22 protein-coding genes, 1 pseudogene and 1 other annotated feature are annotated in these 20,959 nt (G+C 37.4%); of the genes and pseudogenes, 6 read left to right on the plus strand and 17 right to left on the minus strand.

Features of this window, described 5'->3' with window-relative positions; translation table 11 throughout:
* Positions 1-7: 7 nt before the first annotated feature.
* Entirely contained in the window at positions 8-571 is a 564-nt protein-coding gene (locus ACTQ46_RS01450; RefSeq protein WP_441746933.1) for a DUF924 family protein, read from the plus strand.
* A gap of 16 nt (positions 572-587) precedes the next feature.
* Here ACTQ46_RS01450 and ACTQ46_RS01455 read toward each other — a convergent pair whose 3' ends face one another.
* The 8 genes from ACTQ46_RS01455 to ACTQ46_RS01490 all read right to left on the minus strand — a co-directional run bounded on the left by ACTQ46_RS01455 (position 588) and on the right by ACTQ46_RS01490 (position 6,811).
* Positions 588-1,505, minus strand: a complete 918-nt coding sequence (locus tag ACTQ46_RS01455; protein WP_441746935.1) for a UvrB/UvrC motif-containing protein — start codon at positions 1,503-1,505, stop codon at positions 588-590.
* A gap of 25 nt (positions 1,506-1,530) precedes the next feature.
* Positions 1,531-2,010, minus strand: a complete 480-nt coding sequence (locus ACTQ46_RS01460; protein ID WP_441746937.1) for a GNAT family N-acetyltransferase — start codon at positions 2,008-2,010, stop codon at positions 1,531-1,533.
* Between the two features lie 3 nt (positions 2,011-2,013).
* Positions 2,014-2,454 carry a GNAT family N-acetyltransferase gene (locus tag ACTQ46_RS01465; RefSeq protein ID WP_441746939.1) on the minus strand — a complete coding sequence of 147 codons (441 nt, stop codon included), beginning with the start codon at positions 2,452-2,454 and terminating at the stop codon, positions 2,014-2,016.
* Between the two features lie 407 nt (positions 2,455-2,861).
* Complete coding sequence (locus tag ACTQ46_RS01470) at positions 2,862-4,004, minus strand: SH3 domain-containing protein (RefSeq protein ID WP_441746941.1); 1,143 nt, start codon at positions 4,002-4,004, stop codon at positions 2,862-2,864.
* 13 nt (positions 4,005-4,017) lie between these two features.
* Entirely contained in the window at positions 4,018-4,254 is a 237-nt protein-coding gene (locus ACTQ46_RS01475; protein WP_441746943.1) for a hypothetical protein, read from the minus strand.
* A 63-nt stretch (positions 4,255-4,317) separates the two neighbouring features.
* A complete protein-coding gene (locus ACTQ46_RS01480; protein WP_441746945.1) occupies positions 4,318-4,971 on the minus strand; it encodes a hypothetical protein in 654 nt (217 codons plus the stop codon).
* 13 nt (positions 4,972-4,984) lie between these two features.
* Complete coding sequence (locus ACTQ46_RS01485) at positions 4,985-5,626, minus strand: CPBP family intramembrane glutamic endopeptidase (RefSeq protein WP_441746947.1); 642 nt, start codon at positions 5,624-5,626, stop codon at positions 4,985-4,987.
* 15 nt (positions 5,627-5,641) lie between these two features.
* Positions 5,642-6,811 carry an alanyl-tRNA editing protein gene (locus tag ACTQ46_RS01490; RefSeq protein ID WP_441746949.1) on the minus strand — a complete coding sequence of 390 codons (1,170 nt, stop codon included), beginning with the start codon at positions 6,809-6,811 and terminating at the stop codon, positions 5,642-5,644.
* 97 nt (positions 6,812-6,908) lie between these two features.
* Between ACTQ46_RS01490 and ACTQ46_RS01495 the strand changes: the two genes are divergently transcribed.
* Positions 6,909-7,838, plus strand: coding sequence for a diacylglycerol/lipid kinase family protein (locus ACTQ46_RS01495; protein ID WP_441746951.1), 930 nt, complete (start codon positions 6,909-6,911; stop codon positions 7,836-7,838).
* Positions 7,839-7,949: 111 nt separating this feature from the next.
* Here ACTQ46_RS01495 and trpA read toward each other — a convergent pair whose 3' ends face one another.
* Genes trpA through trpE form a run of 6 tightly spaced genes read right to left on the minus strand, consistent with a single transcriptional unit; the run spans position 7,950 to position 13,801 of the window.
* Positions 7,950-8,759, minus strand: coding sequence for a tryptophan synthase subunit alpha (gene trpA, locus ACTQ46_RS01500; protein ID WP_441746953.1), 810 nt, complete (start codon positions 8,757-8,759; stop codon positions 7,950-7,952).
* Positions 8,743-9,957 carry a tryptophan synthase subunit beta gene (gene trpB / locus ACTQ46_RS01505; RefSeq protein ID WP_441746955.1) on the minus strand — a complete coding sequence of 405 codons (1,215 nt, stop codon included), beginning with the start codon at positions 9,955-9,957 and terminating at the stop codon, positions 8,743-8,745. The genes trpA and trpB overlap by 17 nt, the downstream gene beginning before the upstream one ends.
* Complete coding sequence (locus tag ACTQ46_RS01510) at positions 9,954-10,559, minus strand: phosphoribosylanthranilate isomerase (RefSeq protein WP_441746957.1); 606 nt, start codon at positions 10,557-10,559, stop codon at positions 9,954-9,956. Before ACTQ46_RS01510 ends, trpB begins: the two co-directional genes overlap by 4 nt.
* Positions 10,543-11,328 carry an indole-3-glycerol phosphate synthase TrpC gene (gene trpC, locus ACTQ46_RS01515; protein ID WP_441746958.1) on the minus strand — a complete coding sequence of 262 codons (786 nt, stop codon included), beginning with the start codon at positions 11,326-11,328 and terminating at the stop codon, positions 10,543-10,545. Before trpC ends, ACTQ46_RS01510 begins: the two co-directional genes overlap by 17 nt.
* On the minus strand, positions 11,300-12,343 hold the full coding sequence (gene trpD / locus ACTQ46_RS01520) for an anthranilate phosphoribosyltransferase (protein WP_441746960.1): 1,044 nt from the start codon (positions 12,341-12,343) through the stop codon (positions 11,300-11,302). The genes trpC and trpD overlap by 29 nt, the downstream gene beginning before the upstream one ends.
* Positions 12,344-12,352: 9 nt before the next feature.
* Positions 12,353-13,801 carry an anthranilate synthase component I gene (trpE, locus tag ACTQ46_RS01525; protein WP_441746962.1) on the minus strand — a complete coding sequence of 483 codons (1,449 nt, stop codon included), beginning with the start codon at positions 13,799-13,801 and terminating at the stop codon, positions 12,353-12,355.
* A gap of 135 nt (positions 13,802-13,936) precedes the next feature.
* Positions 13,937-14,196, minus strand: a binding site (T-box leader).
* Positions 14,197-14,408: 212 nt separating this feature from the next.
* Between trpE and ACTQ46_RS01530 the strand changes: the two genes are divergently transcribed.
* From ACTQ46_RS01530 to brnQ, 4 genes and pseudogenes are all read left to right on the plus strand, one after another.
* Positions 14,409-15,344 carry an amidohydrolase gene (locus ACTQ46_RS01530; RefSeq protein WP_441746964.1) on the plus strand — a complete coding sequence of 312 codons (936 nt, stop codon included), beginning with the start codon at positions 14,409-14,411 and terminating at the stop codon, positions 15,342-15,344.
* A 124-nt stretch (positions 15,345-15,468) separates the two neighbouring features.
* Positions 15,469-15,705, plus strand: a complete 237-nt coding sequence (locus ACTQ46_RS01535) for an amidohydrolase family protein (RefSeq protein ID WP_441747206.1) — start codon at positions 15,469-15,471, stop codon at positions 15,703-15,705.
* Complete coding sequence (locus ACTQ46_RS01540; protein ID WP_441746966.1) at positions 15,702-15,998, plus strand: amidohydrolase family protein; 297 nt, start codon at positions 15,702-15,704, stop codon at positions 15,996-15,998. Before ACTQ46_RS01535 ends, ACTQ46_RS01540 begins: the two co-directional genes overlap by 4 nt.
* Positions 15,991-17,328, plus strand: a pseudogene (gene brnQ, locus ACTQ46_RS01545) (branched-chain amino acid transport system II carrier protein). Before ACTQ46_RS01540 ends, brnQ begins: the two are co-directional and overlap by 8 nt.
* Before the next feature lie 68 nt (positions 17,329-17,396).
* On the opposite strand, the gene ACTQ46_RS01550 reads toward brnQ, so the two are convergent.
* The 3 genes from ACTQ46_RS01550 to ACTQ46_RS01560 form a co-directional block, all read right to left on the minus strand.
* Entirely contained in the window at positions 17,397-18,098 is a 702-nt protein-coding gene (locus ACTQ46_RS01550; protein WP_441746968.1) for a flavodoxin family protein, read from the minus strand.
* Between the two features lie 101 nt (positions 18,099-18,199).
* Entirely contained in the window at positions 18,200-20,182 is a 1,983-nt protein-coding gene (locus ACTQ46_RS01555) for an FtsX-like permease family protein (protein ID WP_441746970.1), read from the minus strand.
* A 1-nt stretch (position 20,183) separates the two neighbouring features.
* Positions 20,184-20,942: an ABC transporter ATP-binding protein gene (locus ACTQ46_RS01560; RefSeq protein WP_441746972.1), complete on the minus strand. Its 759-nt coding sequence runs from the start codon at positions 20,940-20,942 to the stop codon at positions 20,184-20,186.
* Positions 20,943-20,959 lie beyond the last annotated feature (17 nt).

Consider the following 20,959-nt stretch of genomic DNA (forward strand, 5'->3'; position numbering starts at 1 on the left):
GATTTTTATGAAAATAGCAACATGGCAAGAAGTATTAGATTTCTGGTTTGATCCGGAACACATTCCGCTGCAGTTTGAAGAAAACAATGAATTTGACGAAAAAATCAGAGCAAATTTTTTAGACACATGGAAAGCTGCCTCCGAAGGGCTGCTTGTAGAGTGGAGAGAAAATGTAAGAGGGAGATTAGCTGAAATCATTGTACTAGACCAGTTCTCAAGGAATCTGTGGCGAGAGGATATCCGAACTTATACACAGGATAAAATGGCAATCGCTTTAGCTCAAGAGCTGGTAACACATCCCTTGTACGGCGAGTTGGAAATGGAAGAAAAACATTTCGCAGTGCTTCCCTTTATGCATTCCGAGTCCTTGGAGCTCCATGACTGGGCGATGCCTTATTACGAACAAATCGGCGATGAGGATCTCCTATGGTTTGAAAGAAAACACCGTGAAGTATTGGAAAAATTTGGCCGTTACCCTTATCAAAACGATGACCTGGGAAGAGAGTCGACTCCAGAGGAAATCGAAATTCTAAAAGAGAAAAAAGGTCATTTTTACGACAAAGAAAAATAAAGCGCATGAAAGCGCTTTATTTTATTTCCGTTAAATGTTCTTGCTCATAAGAACTTATAAAATGATAGACTACCCTTTGAAGTTTTATTCTAAGCTTAGGATCTTCTATCCTTTCCTCCAACTGAATGTTCTGATACCTTCCATTTATAAGAAAACAGCTTTCTTCTATAATTCCATGCCGCAGATAAAATATTTTCTGCCCCTCTTCTATCTGTATAATTAAAAAATACTCTTTACGGATAAACCTCGAAAATTCATGGACTTCTCTTTCCAGATTTTTTAATGATTGAATTAAATCTCGATAAAAAGCTGCCCTCTCAAAATGAAAGGAAGCGGATGATTCTCTCATTTTGTTTCCTAAAGTCTCTAAAAACAGTTCATACTCGTCCGGATTTTGAAAACAGTCTTTTAGAACTCTCCTCGTCTGTTCTAATTCTATTCCAGAATTTCTTACAGGTATCGGAGAATAAAAGAAAATATAATTTCCATCTTGTTTATGAATCGGATATAAACAAGATAGATCGCTTATAAGCCTCTTTAAACTATGGAAGTTTTTAAGCGGACCTACCGTTTCTTCAGATTTGGTATAACTAATGCTAAGGGGCTCTTTTTTATTCTCAAAAGACAAATACAATCCCCTTCTAGATCTTTTCATCTGACTGTTATAAAAAGGCTGCAGTAAATGTATCTTTCTGCATTCTAAATAACGGGCTTCTAAGTCTGTGTCCGTTCTGGTAATGGCAATATCTTTTATAAAAGGCTGCATATTTTTAGCTTTATGCCATTTCGGATTTTCTAAAAAATAAGAACTGACTCTATTTTTTAGACTGACCGATTTCCCTACATAGATAACCCTCTGAAAAGAATCCAGCATTTCGTAAACTCCGGGACTTTTAGGAAGGTTTTTTAGAATATTTATAATATTTTCATCCATTCTACTCTCCCTTCCAGTACGAATCCTATTTTAAAAAATAGTAGTATAGCACGATATCTTCATACGTACCGTTTTTCATCAAAAACCCTCCGGGTATTTCACCAATCTTTATAAATCCCAAGCTTTCATACAGTGCGTGAGCTGAAGAATTCGTTTTTACAACAGCGTTAAACTGGTGGATTCTGTATCCTAATTCTTTCGCTTGTTTTAAACTATGCTCTACCAATTTCCTGCCGAGACCTTTTCCTCTAGCAGCTTTCGAAACAGCATAGGAAGAGTTCGAAATATGGCCGCACCTTCCAATACTGTTGGGGTGAATAATATAAAGACCTTCAACCTTCCCATTGATTTGCGCAACTGCAGAATAATCCTGTTCTAAAAAGAAACGGCCGTCTTGTAATTCCTCCATTTGAGGAAAGGCAATTCCTTCCTTCACGATTTCATTCCATATCCGGATCATTGAAGGAAGATCTTTTTCTTCCATTTTTCGGATGATAATTTCCACGATTTACTCCTCTCTTAAATCTTTTTTCATCATTCTATGTTCGATTCCCCCATCTAGAAATATATCGCCGTAAGGAGTATATCCCAGCTTTTCGTAAAAAGGAACTGCTGAGAGCTGACCGCCTAGAATGATTTTCTTATATCCTAATTCTAGAGTCTTCTTTTCCATCTCTTCCATCACAAGTTTGCCAAGTCCTGTGCCACGTTTCTCTTTTGCAACTGCAACTCGTCCAAATTTAACCTTCTCTCCGCTTTTTGGAAGAATTCTTCCTGTAGCCGCAGCCTCCTCTCCATCATAAATAGAAAGATGATAGCAATCTTTTTCGAACTCATCCACTTCTTCTTCCGCCGGCACTTTTTGTTCTTTCACAAACACTTCCTTGCGAAGCCGCAGCCCCTCTGCATAACTTTTGCTCTCTAGATCTCTAGTCCAAATAATTTCCATATTCAACCCCATTTCCTATCTTTTCTCTTGTTTTAGCACAATCCCCTAAAACCATAATTCTTAAATCTATTTGTCTCTCAATCAGAAAAACCCGTTCTATTTCATGACTATTTTTTGTTTTTATAAAAATTCATTTTGATATAACAAAAGAAAAGCGGAGCTTTTCAACCACAACTCCCCTCCCCCTCTATCACATTATGAAGCCCTCTTTAAGTCAAGTAGTATTTTGATTTGCACGCAGGTCAGCAGATCGTTCTTCGCCAAATGGAAAAACTCATTTGGAGAACGAGTTGCACCAGACCTACTAAAGTTTTTTCAAAAACACTAGTTAGGTCTAGCTCATGCCGATCATTTCCCAAGAATGGTGTTTTTACATTCTTGGCTAGAAATGATCGGCCACACTTCTTTTAATCCCCCAATTTAACAGGCGGTTTGCTTCGGAGCGATTTATATACATACTGCCCTGTAAAGTCTGTATTTGTCATTTTGTCTTCTTCTGCTAGATCATTAAAATGCCACCATTCAGAGGCTAACGGCGTCAAGCCATGATCTGTACAGTATTTTTGGAGGCGTATAGCATATTCGGTCATCGTAGGTGCCAGTTTCGCATTTTTCCATTCTTCAGAAGAAGATGGTTTTACAGGTTCTGTAAAAACGATCGATCTTGTGCTCAATTCATTAATTGCTGTAGGCATTTGAAAATCCGAGTGTTTTGTCACTTCCAAATATTCGTAGTCTCCGGAATACTCCATTCTTTGATCCTTGATTAATGCTAAAGACAAATCAATGGCATAACCATACTGATGATTCGATACACCTCTTCCCGCAAACCAATCCATAGACCAAGGCGGCGATTCAATGCCTGCCAGCACTTCTTCATCATTATAAGCTAAATTTTCAAGTCCATCTACCATAACTTCCTGAGCACTTAACGGCCGATATCCTTCGTAGACCACTAAAGTTTCTCCATTCTCCAACGCTTCCTGCTGGATATTATGGATTTTCTTTGCTGTCCCGTATAGGACTGGAAGGATAAATCTTTCCTGAGAAAAGCGTTCATTATAATCTGTTCCAGGGTATATTAATTGACCTGTAACACCTGGGATATCTTTTCTTGACGAACGATCTTTGGAAGCGTAAGTATTGATTCCATCATAGACGATAGAAGGAACTACATCCGGGAGATTGATCATGCAATAAGAAGATTCTACATAGCCTTCCTGCTGTTCGTACCGAATCTTCCACCAGCCTTCTATTTCTTCAACTATTTCAAAAGGCTTTCCTCCTGGAATAGTACCAAGTATGTCTGCTTCCAATTCCGGTTCTATGAAAAGTTCCCTTGGAATAGTCGTAAATCCCGTTGATCCTTTTACAGGCAGTTCGAATTTCCCTTCATAACGAATATATTCTTTTTTGTTTTCTTCCGGCTGAACTTCCTTCGGCTGCTCTTCTTTTTGAATCGGAGTTTCCTGCTTTGTTATATTCTTTTCTCCGCAAGCACTAAAGATAAGAGCCATCGCCAGAATTAATACTATTCTTTTTATTATCATACTAACACCTGTCTTATTTAAATGGATTATATTTTGTTGCCTTCGTGACAGTAGCGTTTTTAACTGCTCCTGCGAAGGATTTTATAATCGTTACTGAATTTGTGCGGATAATTCCTCCCAACATCCCTGCAGCCTGCAAAGATGAGGTTCTTCTTAAAAACTTTCTAGATGGATTCGTCATAGCTGTTAAATACTTCCGCGTTACAATCCCTACCCTTAACGTCAATAAAGCATTTACAGATCCTTCCATTAACGAATTCACTACTAAATTCGTTATCTGAACAGACCCTGGAATAAGAGAAAGGACACTTCCTCAAATGATCGATGCAACTAGAGGCTCTATTTGTTCTTCTATAATATCAAAATCTTCTATACTTCGGGCAATAAATATCACTCCGGCTACTCTCGTATATAAAAATATCATTCGTGCAATACTCGGACGCCCTTCATAAATACGAGTAATCGTCCACATCATTTTCATCAGTGTCGCCAGTATAACAACACCGTCGAGGACTCCGTTTTGAGAGATCGCCGTTGTTAAAAATACTGCATTTCCATTTTGTGCAATCACCGAATCGCTGTATTCTTCCAATACATCATAAGCCCGCATAATTTCTTCTGTGCTGATTTCTCCTGACCACTTGAAACCTTCTTGTTTTAAGATTCTATTTCTCTGCAGACGATCATAGACATCCACTACGTACTTTTTATACTCTTCATCCTTCGGATTTTCCGGAAGTTCCAAGACTTTTGGATAACGGAAAAAACTCACAAGAGAAAGTGTAATTGTACCGGCAATAATAAAAGCAATCACTGCAATAAGGACTGCTGCAAAGTTTTCACTAAAGCCAGCAACATTCCTATAAAGCTCTGCAAACTGATTGAACACAAATACAATAAATATTATGATCAAACTAAGACTGATTAGAACAAGAATATTACGAAAGTTCTTTTTCCACTGATTCATTTCTAAGCTCCTTTTAGATAATAAACATCATTAATATTGCCGACAGAGAATTTCTGAATATATGTCCTGCTGTAGATGAGAACAATCCTCCATTGTCTTTTAAATATAAATACACAAAACCCGCTGCCATGGGAAGATATACCACGATTTCTTTCAGATTCGCAAACATTACATGAACCCAAGCGAAGAGTAGGATGGAAATTATAGACATAACAGTCTTATTAATCTTCCTGCCCACCTTTCCAATCAATATTTCTCGATAGATACATTCCTCTGTGATGGGTCCGGCTATCCCAACAGAAAGAATAAAGAGAAGATTTGGCACTTTTTTAAAGGCTGTTGTAACAAGATCCTGATTTTGAGCCGACTGGATTTTGAATATATTTACTAGCACTGCTCCGACAACAATCGTTCCGATATAAACTGCCGCCTGTCGAACGAAAAACTTCCCTTTGTTCTTAAAAGATTCCAGAAAAGAGTCTTTGTACTCCTTTCTAAAAACTACAACTCCTATTATCGCTAAAAGGATATAGTTCAATAATGGAATCATATTCGAACTTATTCCGAAGGACTCCGGCAGCGATGTCCATAAAAATCCGATCGGAGTAAAAATCAGCACGATATATAATAAAAAATAAACCATCTTAAATATCATAACAACCTCTTAAAATTACATTTCTTCTTTTAAATTTCTCTCTACACAAGAATAAAAATCCTTCTCCATATTTTCGTTCTCTTTTACTATTTTTCCCTGTACCATAGAGGAAGATCCTCCTCCCCGCAGATTTTCTTTCATTTCCTCAAAGATACCCTTCGCCTGTTCTTTCCTCGATGCAATTAAGAACTGATCTTTATTTAAATGCAAAAACAGATTTCGGCATTTAGATAAAAGCTCATTCGCTATCACTCTCCCGTCTTCCATATCCGCATCAAGTTTTAAATAAAGATTTTCCTGTTTCTCGATCTTTTCCGATACAGCTAGTATTTTCTCTTTTTTCAATACTTTTATTTCATTTAAGAGAGTCTCTTTGTCTTTTTCGGTCTTTTCTAAACGATCTATGACATCTCCCATAGAACAGGAATATTTTCTCCCGATCTCTTCAACGATATCACTAGCTGAAACAGAATATTTCACAGCAGCCATCCCCGCCTTTAAAGTACAGCGTATCCCTTTTTTATAGCGTTCATAAGATATCAGTTTGATATATCCGATCTCGCCGCTGGATCCCACATGGGTTCCACAGCAGGCACAGCTGTCTACCTCCGGTATTGCAGTAATTCGAATGGGTCCGTCGATCTCTTTTTTGCTCCGATAGTCAATCTTTTCAATTTCTTCTTGGGAAGGATAAGAAGAATCAATCGGAATATTTTTTTGAATGACTGTATTTACAAGTATTTCAATCTCTTGAAGCTTTTCCCTGCTTAATTCAATATCATAGTCGCAGGTAAAATAGTCTTTGCCGATATGAAAGCCGGTATTATTAGCTTTATAATATTTAGAAAGCAGTCCCGAGAAAATATGCTCCCCGCTATGAGACTGCATATTTTGAAATCTTTTATCCCAGTCAATAAACTGTTCCGCCTCAAGACCTATACGAAGATGCTCTCCCTTCTCAACGGTATGCCAAATCTTTCCCTCTTCTTCTTGCGCATCTATGATTTCGACCCTTTCATCTCCTGCTAAGATATACCCGGTATCAGAAGGCTGACCGCCTCCTTCCGGATAAAAAACCGTTTTATCAAAAAGCAGTTCTATTTTGTCTTTATAACGAATATCTATTATCTTTGCTTTTAGATTCTTTAAATATGAATTATGTTCGTATACTGCTTGGGTTTCCACTCAATGGTCTCCTTTGTATTTCTTTCTACTAGTATACCATTTACCTTGACTTAAATATAAATTCCGATAAACTAAACTTTAGACAAAGGAGCATACTATGAAGGAATTTCTATTTATTATCAGCACAAAGGCAGGTTCCAGCAGCCACAAATTACATGAACAGATCCAACGAGAAATGCAGCTCCAAAAAATTTCTTTTTTAATCCGGGAAACAAAACACAAAAACCACGCACAAGAACTTGCAAGAGACTTTTCCTGTCAAAAAGAAGACTCTGGTGTTGTAATTGTCTGCGGCGGAGACGGTACTTTAAATGAAGCTGCAAATGCACTAGCAGGAACAAAGACCGCTATGGGCGTTCTTCCAACTGGGACTGCGAACGACTTCAGCAAGACCCTGTATAAAGATAGAGAGATCGAAGAAATTTTGAAAAATTTTCACAAAGGTTTCTTTTCTCCCATTGATTTGATAGAAACAAAACTTTCCGATCACAAAAGCCGCTACTGCTTAAATGTACTTTCCTTTGGTTTTGACACAATTATATTAAAGGAAGCCTATAAGCTTCTCGAAGAACATCCAAAGCTGAAGACAAAGGCTTATTACGCAGCTATTCTCAAAAGTATTCTGAAGATAAACTCTTATCCCTATGAAATTTACTCTTATTTTAATGAAAAAATATTTCATCGAAATTCTGAATATATATTAGGCGCTATTTGCAACGGAAGTTTTTACGGTAATGGTTTTAACCCGAATCCGAAAGGCAGATTAAACGATGGAACCGCTTTTCTCGTTTTATTAGAGAATATTTCAAAATACAAAATCCCAAGACTTATCTTGAAATATAAAAAAGGCAGCCATCTCCAGTCCAAAGATATCCTCACTCAGTTAACACAAAAAGGAATGATAACCTCTCCTGAAAATATACTCTGCAATATCGATGGAGAAATTTTTAATACTCGTAAGATCGAATGGTCTGTCGAAAAAAACGCCTTAAACTTTTTCCATCTAGAAAACCATCATTTGAACTAAGTTTGAAAAGCAGAAGTTTTTTCGTCAGAAACATAATTTTCTTTAAACACAAAAAAGGAAAGTGGTATTTCTCCACTTTCCTTTTTTCATCTTCACTCTTCGCTTTTTTCATTAACCTCTTGCAGCTTCTTTCATCTTAAAAGCCATATCGTAAACCCTCTCTAGGATAGAATTATCTTCGATTCCCTTTTCTATCTGCTCCACTAAGGCTGATCCGACAATCACTCCATCGCATAAATTCTTTAATTCCCGAATCTGATCCTCACTAGAAATACCAAAGCCGATTGCCAAAGGAAGATCTGTCGCCTTTCGAACATTTTTCATCATTTCCCCAAGGTTGTTGTCAAAACTATTTCTTTTCCCTGTCACACCATTAGAAGAAATACAGTATACAAATCCGCTTCCGCAGGAAACCACCTCGCTGACACGTCCTTTGGAAGCTAATGAGGCAAGAGGGATTAAGTCTACAGGATATTCTTCCATAAGATCTAAAAGCTCTCTCCTCTCCTCCACAGGAAGATCTGGAATAATCAGTCCGTCTACACCTGTTTCTCTGCATCTTTCCAAAAGACTTTCTAATCCAAACTGAAGAACTGTATTAATATAGATTAAAAACACTAGAGGAATATCCGTCTCTTTGCGTATTTCCTCTACGGTTTTAAAGATTTTTTCAAGATTTGTTCCATTTTCAAGGGATCTTCCTGCAGCCTTTTGAATAATCGGTCCGTCGGCCAAAGGATCAGAGAAAGGAATTCCCAGCTCAACAATATCTGCTCCCGCTTTTTCCAATGCTAGAACGATCTCTTTCGTCTTCTCTAAATTCGGATCCCCTGCAGTAATATAGGGTATAAATACATTTTCACCTTTATCGATCGAATTAAAACATTTTGAAATTCGTGTTTCCTTAACAGTTGCTAACATCCAGTTCTCCTTTCTCTACAAGTTCTGTGATCGTGATCATATCTTTATCTCCTCTTCCAGACAAATTCACAACGATGATATCCTCTTTTTTTGTCTTTGGTGCAAGTTTTCTTAAATAAGCGATCGCATGAGAGCTTTCAAGTGCTGGAATAATTCCCTCCGTCTTCGTTAAATAAACAAAAGCATCTAAGGCTTCCTTATCCGTAACACTTGTATAGTCTCCTCTTTTTGTTTTATGGAAATATGCATGTTCCGGTCCCACCCCCGGATAATCTAATCCTGCAGATACTGAGTGAACAGGCAGTATCTGTCCATCTTCATCTTGCAGAAGATAAGTCATCATCCCATGCAGCACACCTTCAGATCCTTTTGTTAAGGTTGCAGAATGGTATGGAGTATCGATGCCCTTGCCTCCTGCCTCTACACCAAATATCTTAATCGATTCATCTTCTTTGAAAGGATAAAAAAGTCCCATCGCATTGCTTCCTCCACCTACGCAGGCGATTAAATGAGTAGGAAGCTTCCCTTCGGTTTCTATTATCTGTTCCTTTACCTCATCTCCTATAATTCTTTGAAAATCTCTTACCATCGTAGGATAAGGATGAGGTCCAACTACTGACCCGATCATATAAAATGTATCTTCTACATTTGCAACCCAGTCTCTTATTGCTTCGTTTGTTGCATCTTTTAACGTTGCTGTTCCAGAGGTAACAGGATGAACCGTAGCTCCTAAAAGCTCCATTTTGAAAACATTTAAAGATTGTCTTATTGTATCTTCATAGCCCATATACACTTCGCATTCCAGTCCAAGCATTGCACAAACAGTTGCAGCAGCTACACCATGCTGTCCTGCTCCCGTTTCGGCGATCAGTCTTTTCTTGCCCATCTTTTTTGCTAAAAGACCCTGTCCGATGGCGTTGTTGATTTTATGAGCCCCAGTATGATTTAAATCTTCCCTTTTAAGGTAGATCTTTCCGCCGCCTAAATCCTTTGTAAGATTTTCTGCAAAATATAAAGGACTGGGCCTTCCTGTATACTGCTGGCAATAGTACTTGTATTCCTTTAAAAACTCTTCGTCCTTCATAGATGCTTTGTAGACCTCTTCTAATTCAGTCAATGCGTTCATTAATGTCTCTGGTACAAACTGTCCTCCAAAAGGTCCAAAATCCCGTTCTTTTTCCATTAGATCTATTTTCATGCTCTCACCTTTCTGATAAACTCTTTTATCTTTTGATAATCCTTACATCCATTTGTTTCAACACCGCTGCTGACATCAACAATATCCGGTTTTGTTCTTCGGATCCCTTCTTGAACATTTTCGCTGTTAAGTCCTCCAGCTAGGATAAAAGTCCTAGGGATTTCTTTGTTTTCTAAAATTTCCCAGTTAAACTTTTTCCCGCTTCCTCCGGCAACCCTTTTTACAAAACTATCTAAAAGATAACCTTCTGTACTATAGTTTTCTAACATTTCCAGCGAACTTTCGTCTTCAACCAGAAAACTTTTCCAGATCTCTTGAATAAAACTATTACAGTATTGTTGACTTTCCGATCCGTGAAACTGGAGGATGTCTAGACTGCAGTCCTGAGCAATATTATGAACTTCCTCCAAGTCCTGATCTAGAAATACACCTACTTTTTTTATCTTCGAATCAAGACTTTTTATGAGTTCTTCTGCTTTTTCTTTGCTGACTTTTCTTCTGCTTTCACAAAACACAAACCCCGCATATTCCGGCATCAACTCGTTTACCATTTCGATGTCTTCAGCGCTTTGCAGTCCGCAGATTTTAATTTTCGTTTTCATATCCCCGCAGTTCCTTCATTTTTTCTGTAATAGAGTCTGCCCTCATAAGACTTTCTCCTATAAGTACTCCCCTTACGCCTATCTCTTCTAAATATTTCATATCTTCTCTGGTATAAATTCCGCTTTCGCTAATAATAAGCTGGTCTTTTGGAAGGAGCTTCTTTATTCTTTCTGTGTTTTTTATACTCGTTTCAAAAGTCTTTAAGTTTCGATTGTTGATCCCTATAATATCTGCTTCTGCCTTCAATGCCTTCTCTATCTCTTCCTCTTCATGGATCTCTACTAAAGTCTGAAGGCCTACTTTATGGGCTAAAGTACTGAATTCTATAATTTCTTCTTCCTTTAATATCGCTGCGATTAAAAGAATGATATCTGCATTTAAAACTTTCGATTCTACGATCTGATAAGGATCGATGATGAAATCTTTTCTCAATACGGGAATAGACGTATTCTTTTTGATTTCTTTAAGATATTCTTTTTTTCCTAAAAAGAACTCTTCTTCTGTTAACACAGAGATCGCTGCCGCATTGTTTTTTTCATATTCTTTTGCGATGTCAAGAGGATGGAAGTCTTCTCGAATGAGTCCTTTTGAAGGAGAAGCTTTTTTCACTTCTGCTATAATGCCAATTTCGCCTTGCAGAAATCGGCTTTTGATATCTCGGCATTTTTCTTCGGGATTGATCTGCTGATACAACTCTTCTATGGAAACCTCTGCCTTCTCTTTTTCAAGGATTTTTTTCTTAGATTCTAATATATTCTCTAAAAACAATGTTTTCCTCCTGTGTTAAAGCGATCAGTTCCTTTAGTCTTTCAAAAGCCTTGCCACTGTCGATCATTTCTTTTGCGATTTGAATTCCTTCTTCTATAGAGTCTGCTTTCTTCCCAACATAGATCGCTGCTCCTGCATTAAAAAACACAATATCTCGTTTTGGCCCCTTTTCTCCTTGAAGAATGCTTTTTAAAATTTCTGCATTTTCCTCTGCATCTCCCCCTACAAGATCTTGTGAAAGAGCTCTATCCATACTAAACTGTTCCGGTTCTATAAAATAAGTCTTGATCTTACCCTCTTTTAATTCGCTTACTTTTGTCTGGTCGGTAATGGTAATCTCATCTAGTCCATCCATTCCGTGAACTACTACAGCGCGTTCTGTGCCAAGATTTTTAAGAACCTCTGCAAGTGTTTCTGTCATATTCTCATCAAAAACTCCCAGCACTTGTCCTTTTACTTTCCCCGGATTAATAAGAGGTCCCAATATATTAAAGATCGTTCGAACGCCTAATTCTTTTCTCGCTCCTTGTGCATGCTTCATCGCCGGGTTAAAATCTGGAGCAAACATAAAACCAATATTTAAGCGTTCCACGCATTTTTTTACTTCTTCTGGGCTTAAATGGATATTTACACCTAGTGCTTCCAACACATCTGCACTTCCGCGGCTGCTGGATACGCTTCTTCCTCCATGTTTAAAAACCTTGACCCCTGCCGCTGCTGCCACAAAAGAAACTGTTGTAGAAATATTAAAAGTATGGGCACAGTCTCCCCCTGTTCCGCAGGTATCTATTCCATAATCCTCTAAAATTCCAAGATCTCTTGACTTTATTCTTAAGAGCTTTGCGCTTCCAGTGATTTCATCTACCGTTTCCCCTTTTGTACGAAGGGCCATCAGAAGTCCTCCGATTTGAGCCTGGGAAGCTTTGCCTTCCATAATATCGTTCATAGCGTAAATCATTTCGTCTTCAGATAAATTTACATTTTTACTTGCTTTTTCAACAGCTGTTTTTAACATAACTTCCTCCTATACTTGGCTCAATAGAGCTTCTTTTGTTTTTAATATTTCAACCAGTGCCTGAGCTTTCGATACGGTTTCATAATATTCTTTTTCTGGTTGAGAATCTTCTACAATCCCCGCACCCGCTTGTACATACGCTTTGTTTTTATCAAACACGATTGTTCGAATGGCTATCGCCATATCTAAATTTCCGTTAAATCCGATATATCCTACCGCTCCAGCATAGACTCCTCTTTTTTTATTTTCTAATTCTTCTATGATTTCAAGAGCTCTTTTCTTCGGTGCACCACTCACAGTTCCTGCTGGAAGGCAGGCTATCAATGCATCTATAACATTCAGTTCTTCCTTGATTTCGCTTTTTACATGGGACACGATATGCATGACATGGGAATATTTTTTTATCTTTTTCAATTCCGTAATATGAATGCTTCCTTCTTTTGAAATTCTTCCTAGATCTTCTTGCGCAAGATCAACAAGCATCATATGCTCTTTCAGCTCTTTCGGGTCGGATAATAGATCCTTTATTCTTTCTTCGTCGATCTCCTTTGATTCTCCTCGAGGTCTTGTTCCTGCTATAGGACAAGTTTCAACTTCCCCATTTGTTGCTTTAACGAGTATTTCAGGAGAAGATCCGGCAATTTTATATTCCTCAAAATCCAGATAATACATATAAGGAGAAGGATTCAAACTTCTCAGCTCTCTATAGGTTTCAAAAGGCTTCTTAGATGTCTCGACTTCAAATCTCTGGGAAAGAACAACTTGATCGATCTCTCCTTTTTTTATATATTCTTTTGCTTTTGTAACATTATCCATAAACTCTTCTTTAGACACATTGCTTTTCATAGTGAAAAAGGAATCTTCATTCTTGATTTCTTCTTTTGCAGTATTTTCTCTGATTTCCTTTTCCAAGTCTTCTATTTTTAAAAGCCCTTCTTCATAACTTTCCTTATCTGCATCCACATTTACAACTAAAATGATCTTTTGATGAAAATGATCGTATACAACTACTTCTTTCGTTAGCAAGAGATGTACTTCTGGAAGATCCATATCCTCTTCGTTTTCGAAAACAAGATTTTCATACTGGCTTAAGATATCGTAACCGATATAGCCTACAGCTCCGCCTAAGAAATCTGGAAGTTCCGAATTGTTTGGATACTGATATTTCTTTAAAATTTTCTGAGTCTTTTCTAAAACTTTTCCCTTAAACTTTTTCTGTATTCCATTTTCTTCTATAAGGATCTCCTCTCCTCTGCTTTCGATTCTTAAGAACGGATCTCTTCCAATAAAGGAGTATCTTGCTCCTTCGCCGCTTTCTAAAAGATAGCTTTTTTCTCGGGAAATTTTTTGGAACAGTGTTATCGGCGTTTCTGTATCGCCTCTGATTTCTTTTACAATTGGAACTGCCTTTGCATTCTTTATTATTTGATCAAATACTTCTTTACTTGGTGAGATCATTTCTTTCTCCTTATTTAAAATAAAAAAAAACACTTCATCCCTATAAAGGGACGAAGTGTTATCCGCGTTGCCACCCATTTTAGATGATTTTTACAGTTTATGAATGTTTTAGGGCAATAAAAAAAGCACTTCTCCCTATAGGACGAAATACCTTATCTCGCGTTGCCACCCATTTTAGACTGTAAAAACAATCTCTCTTTATCAGGTACGGAAAAATCTTTCTGATTTTCGATACCCTGTCTTTGTAACGTAAGACTTACGGCTAGTGGTACTCTCCAAAGATTTCACACCACTTCTCATAGATCCATTCAGCAAACACTCCATGTCAAGATTCCACCATCCTCGACTCTCTATAACTTTATGCTTTACCTACTCGTTCTATTCCTAGAATTTATTGGTTTCATATTCAATTGACTTAAGTATAGACATGTTTTTCTATTTTGTCAAATGTTTTTATAAAATTATCCGAAGAAATATTGAATAATAGAACTGCTCCTTCATAAAGCCTTGTCCTTTAGCCTTTTGTTTCATTTCCACTCAAAAAACCATAATTTTCATGTTGTAATAAAATTTACTATTGTAACGTGAAAAAGAAAGGAAGAGTACTATGCTTTTATTATACAACGGAAAAATATCTACTTTGGATCCGAATAACAGTGAATTTTCAGCTATTGGTATCGAAAATGGAAGAATTCTTTTTCTTGGAAGTGACGAGGAAGGGTTGAAAAAAAATTGCTCTAACAAAATCGACCTTCAAGGCAAACGAGTTCTTCCCGGCTTTATCGACAGCCATATGCATTTAATTCATTATGCTTTTTTCAGTACAAATCTAGTATTATTTGGACAAAATTCTATCAAAGACATACAGGAAATGGTTCAGAAAAAAATTCAAGAAAAGAAATCTTATATATTGGGAATGGGATGGAATCAAGCTTATTTAGAAGAAAAAAGAATGATTACAAAAGATGATCTTGATACAGTATCAACAGAGATTCCCATTTGTCTTCTTCGTTCCTGCGGCCATATCGCCTCTATGAACACAAAAGCTTTAGAGATGGTTAAAACAAAAGGATATCATCCTGATTATGAACCTCTTATCGACTGGGATAAAGGTATTTTGCGCGAAGAAGCGAACAAGCTTTATATGAGCATTTTACCTGATTTTACAACAGAAGATATCGAAGAGCTGATCCGCTACAGCGTATCTCATCTTCATAAAGCAGGGATCACTTCTATCCATTCTGATGACTTTCAGACTCTGCCCTGCGATTTCGAGGAGATTATAAAAGCTTATCGTTCTTTAGAAGAAAAAGATGAACTAAATATACGAGTCCATGAGCAGTGTTTGTTTTTATATGACAAAGAATTCAAAAGATTTATAGATGCAGGTTATTCTACCGATAAAGATGGAGATTCCCTCTTTAGGCTGGGACCTCGCAAACTCCTTCAAGATGGATCCCTAGGCGCAAGAACCGCCGCTATGAGAGAACCTTACAGCGATAAAGACACCTTAGGGATATTACTTTTGATCAAAAAACCTTAGACCATTACGTACAAGAAGCCGCTGACAATAACATGAGTGTGGCGATTCACGGCATCGGCGACAAAGCTATAGAGATGGGCATTGAAGCATTGAGAAAACTCTGGTAGATGACCCAAAAAACACTATAAGAAACAGTATTGTCCATTCTCAGATCACTCCCGCAGATTTAATCAAGCGTATGGCAAAATCTAATATCCTTGCCCTTATCCAGCCAAACTTTATCGAAGACGATATGAATGTGGTGTATGAAAGACTTGGAAAAGAAAGGGCGGAAAGTGCCTATTGCTGGAAAAGCATGCTGGAAGCGGGCGTTCCTCTAAGCGGAGGTTCCGACTCGCCTGTTACTGATTTACTATTATGAAAAATATTTATGCTGCAGTGACAAGAAAAAATTTAGCCGAGACAAAAGAATATCTCCCTGAAGAAGGTCTGGATATCGATACTGCTATACGGCTCTTTACGCAGATGGGCGCTTATCCTTCCTTTGACGAAAACAAAAAGGGAACGTTGGAAACCGGGAAATTTGCTGATCTCGTTGTACTGGAAGAAGATCCCTACACCACAGAAAAAGAACATTTAAAAGATATTGAAATCGCTATGACGATCTGCAATGGTAAAATAGTATACGAAAACAAGGAGGAATCCTATGGATAAAAGAAAATCAATCGGTTATGAAGGCATAATAGCAGGCTTTGCCCTGTTCGCTACCTTTTTCGGCGCGGGAAATCTAATTTTTCCGCCGGATATCGGACTCCATACAGGAAATCAATGGGTTCTAGGTTCTCTAGGACTCTTGGCTACTGGAATTATCCTTCCCATTCTCTCTATTATTGCTATCAGCAATACGGGAAACAGCTCTAAAACGTTGATGGACCATGTAAGCCCCTGGTATTATACTGTTTTTTATCTGCTTACGACTACACTCATCGGTATGGGTTCTATAATGCCCCGTGTAGCGGCAACCACTCATGAAATCGGGATCTCTACCGTCTTTCCGAATGTACCTATCGCAGTCACTGTAGTCATTTTCTTTATCTTGATCTACATATTTACAAGCGATCAGCATCATATCGTAGACCGGGTAGGAAAATACTTAACACCCGTGTTGCTGTTGTTTCTATTGGCCATTATTTTAAAAACATTTATAAGCCCTATTGGAACGCCTCAGGCTACGGGTAATGAGCATCCCTTCACTTCTTCTATGCTCACAGGCTACTTAACAGGAGATTTAACCACTGGAATTATTACGGCAAATATCTTTCTGGCAAACTTTGCTTATAAAGGATTTAATCGAAAAGAGCTTAAAAAGGGAATCTTTATCGCCTCGATCGTTTCTGTTGTCGGTCTTTTTATTATCTATGGCGGATTAGTCTATCTAGGAGCTACCGGCACAGACATCGTTCAAGGTGAAGTGGGAAAAGCGGAACTATTAGTTTAGCTTGTAAGAGAAAGTCTTGGAACATTAGGACTTACTATATTGGCAGTTCCCGTTTCCTTGGCTTGTTTAACAACAGGGATCGGAATATCTGCTACCGTTGCAGCCTTCTTAGCTGATTTTACAAAAGACAAAATCTCTTACAAAATGTGGCTGATCATTATTTGTATCGTCGGAACGCTTTTAGGAGTCAGCGGTGTAGACCGCCTAGTCGATTACGTAACACCGTTGTTTCTAGTGATCTACCCGATGTGTATCGTAATGACTTTCTTAGGACTGATAAACCATATCCTTCCAAATGACGGAGCGTATAAAGGCGGCGTTTTAATGGCTTTCCTCTTCAGCCTTGGAGATGCTATCTTAAGCACAGGAATTCAATCTTCTTTCCTTGCAAAAATCAACTCTTTGCTTCCGCTGTCAAGTATCGGTTTCGGCTGGCTTGTTCCTACAATCATCGGAATGATCGCAGGACTGATTATCTTTAGAGGAACCGAAAAAGTAGAAGAAGATGTTCTGTCTACTGAACATGTGGGGTTTGATACGGAATAAAATTTATAGCAGTACCTTAAACAGCTGGAATCTAGGCTTTTCTTCCTTGTTTTCAGCTGTTTTTTTATTCAATTTTTTTCTTTTATCCATCCCTGTTCCAGCCAGTATCTGCTGTCTAAAGATAGTTCTTTTTCTTTTTTTATATTATTGTTCCTCAATGTTTTTCCAAGTCGGAACAATATCTTTCCTTTTTTTCCCTGTTTTGGTGCTCTCGGTTTCTTGCAATACTCGGAAAACTTTTTTGTTCTTAATAGTATTTTATTTTTTCTTTCCTCTGACAATTCTTCCCAGATTATCCCTTCTATTAAACCAAATCCTAGTTTCCGAATATTGGAATTCCCCATCCAATTCATAGAAGTTTCTACCTCTTTTCGCGCTGCTCCATTTTGTGCTCCTATACTTTGTGTTATAATCGCTATTTCTTTGTTGAAAAAATCTTTATTCGGACGATGAATAACCCAATTATAGCAAAGATGATCTAATAAAGCTTTTACTTGTGCTGGTGCCCTTAGAGCGTATACTGGGTAAAGAAAAACAATAAGATCGCTTTCTACCATTTTCTTCCATATCAACGATACCTTTTCAAAATTGGGACAATATTCTTCCCCTTTTAAAAAACAATTTTTGCATCCGATACAAAAATCCGGCTGGTCTTTTGGCAGAACAAATTCAAATACATCATTTTCATTTCTCAGCTCTTCTAAAAAACTTTCTTTTATCTGAAAGGTACAACCCTTTATCTCTGTGCCATTAATAACAGTAATTCTCATTTCATCCTCCTTTCTAATCTCTTGCCTTTTTGTTATTCATACCCTTATTTCATATTTTCTCCAAAACAAAAACTGCGGAGAACAATCCCCGCAGTTTACTATTAATATGCTTTTTTTACAATATTATAATAGGTTCTTGAAGTAGCTTTATACACTAGAAAATAAAATAATGTAAAGGCTGCAAACGCCCCTATTACACAGTAGAGAAACAGTTGTTTGTTTGTCATATTCGCAAGAGCCAATAGCTTCGTCAAAATCGGAAAGGCAAAAGCTGTATGGATTCCCGCCATAATAATAGGAAATAAAAACACTACTCGAATTTGAGTCTTTATGGTTTCTTTAATTTCCTCGTCATTCATTCCTACTTTTTCCAGAATTTGAAATCTCTTTTGATCTTCTAGGCCTTCTGTCAGCTGTTTATAGTAAATAGACAGAGAAGTTGCCATTAAGAAAATAAGTGCCAGAAATATTCCCGTAAAGAAAATCCCGCCATATAATACTTTAAAGTCTTCTCGTTCCGTTTCAAGAGTATCGAGTTTGATATTTCCCTTTTCGATTTCCTCCCTAAGACTCGTTCTGATCTTAAGAGTTTCTTCCATTTTCTCGCCTGCTGGAGAATCTAAATTAAAAAACTCATTGTATTCGATCTTATTGACACCAATATTTATTTGATCTTTAATCTTATACAAATCCTCTATTTTCGGAACGACTAAGAACACAGAGCCCATAGCTGGAAAATCATTCATCTCTTGAAGCTCAATCCTTCTAGAATCATTTTTTACAGAGTATTGTAAATCTCCAATCTCGAAACTGCTAATCGGATCTTTACTTCCAAACTGAATCGCTTCGGATTCTTTTAACTCCAATGGCCGGTCTAAATACTTATTCGCATCTTCTTGAGGAACTATAAGAATTCCTATTGTACTATCATCCATGACATTTTGTCTTAGAATTTCTTCTTCTCCCGAAATCAGCCTATTTCCTTCTATAGATCCCAAAACGGATAAATTCGAGAACGATACATTGTCCTTTGTTCTTATATCATCCCCTTCCAACACATTCTCTTTCATAGACTTGAGCTGTTCTGGAATTTCTGGAGAATATTCTGAAGTTATCATAATATCTCTAGAATACCTTGTTCTTAAAATATCTTCTCCTCCTGCATATAATGAGACTCCAGAGGAAATCAGAATAAGGGCTGCTGTAGCAAAGATGCAGATACTGGCAAGACCTGCAGCATTTTGCTTCATCCGATAAATCAAACCGGAAACTGCTGTAAAATGATTCTTTTTATAATAATAGTCTTTGTTCTTTTTCAGAAGTTTCAGTACAATAATCGATACTGCCATAAATGTAAAATAGGTCCCGGCTAATACCAATAACACAGCCATAAAAAATGCAGACATTGCACTTAATGGATTTTTAACTGTAACTGCCATATAATATCCCGCTCCTAAAAACAGAATCCCCAAAACCCCTACCAGCCAGTTGGCTTTCGGCTGTTTTTCTCCAGCTCTTGCTTCCTCCATTAATTTTTTCGGAGTTGAAAAACTTATTTGGCGAATTCCATTTAAAAAAATCCCAAAGTAAATTGCTGCAAAGAGCAAAGCCGTCTTTCCTAAGTTTTCAATAGAGGGAAGATATCCTGTATCAGCTCTTTTATCTATAATAAAAAAGAGAGCCCCTTCTGCTATTTTATATAATAAAGCTCCAAAGAATAATCCGGCAGCTATTGTGATCACAGCAAGGATCATATTCTCCCATAATATAACTTTTCGAAGGTGTTTTTTCTCCATGCCTAGAATAGAATATAATGCAAATTCTTTTTTTCTTCGTTTCATTAGAAAATTATTTGTATAAAAAAGAAATATCGCAGCAAAGATTCCCATAATATAAACGCCCATTCCTAGAACGATCTGTATCTGTTCCATTCCGTAAAACTGTGAAATCTCTTCTGAGCTCTGCAAAGTACTCACGATATAAAAGATTGCCGCCATACCTATGGCTGATAGCAGGAATGGATAGTAAAACTCTCGATTTTTTCTTATCCCCTGAAGTGCCAGTTGGAAGTAAAGTTTTTTCATTTTATTTTGCTCCTTTGGTAAGCATTGTCAAAGTATGAGAAATCTCCTCGTACATCTCTTTCTGAGTTCGTTCTCCTTTATAGAGCTGATGAAAGATTTTGCCGTCTTGAATAAATAGTATCCTTTTCGCAAAAGAAGCTGCTTTTACAGAATGGGTCACCATTAGAAGCGTCTGGCCTTTATCATTGATTTCTGAAAAATATTTTAAAAGCTCATCCGTAGAATGAGAATCTAAAGCACCTGTAGGCTCGTCTGCCAAGATAAGGTCTGGGTTCGTTATCATTGCTCTTGCAACGGCGGCTCTTTGTTTTTCTCCTCCTGAGACTTCATAAGGATACTTCTCCAGCAAATGATCTATAGAAAGAGTCTCTGCGATAGGGATCATTTTGTTTCTCATGTTTTGATACTCTTCTCCCGCCAGCACTAATGGAAGCATAATATTGTCTTCCAGTGTAAAAGTATCTAAAAGATTAAAATCCTGAAATACGTATCCTAAGTGATTTCTCCGAAAGGATGCGATTTCTTTATCCTTCATAGAGGCTAAATCTTTCCCCTTTAAAAGAATCTTTCCTTCCGTAGGCTGGTCTAACAAAGCTATCGTGTTCAGCAATGTAGTCTTTCCGCTTCCCGACTCTCCCATTATCGCCGTATATTCACCCTCTTCTACTGTAAAATCGATATTCTTTAATGCTGTAACCTGATTTCCTCCAACTCTTGTAAAGTACACCTTCTTTAGTTCTTTTATTTCTAAAAAACTCATAATTTCCTCCTTTATTT

Origin of the sequence: Gallicola sp. Sow4_E12 (assembly GCF_052116305.1) — a bacterium.
Classification (GTDB): domain Bacteria; phylum Bacillota; class Clostridia; order Tissierellales; family Peptoniphilaceae; genus JBQKLI01.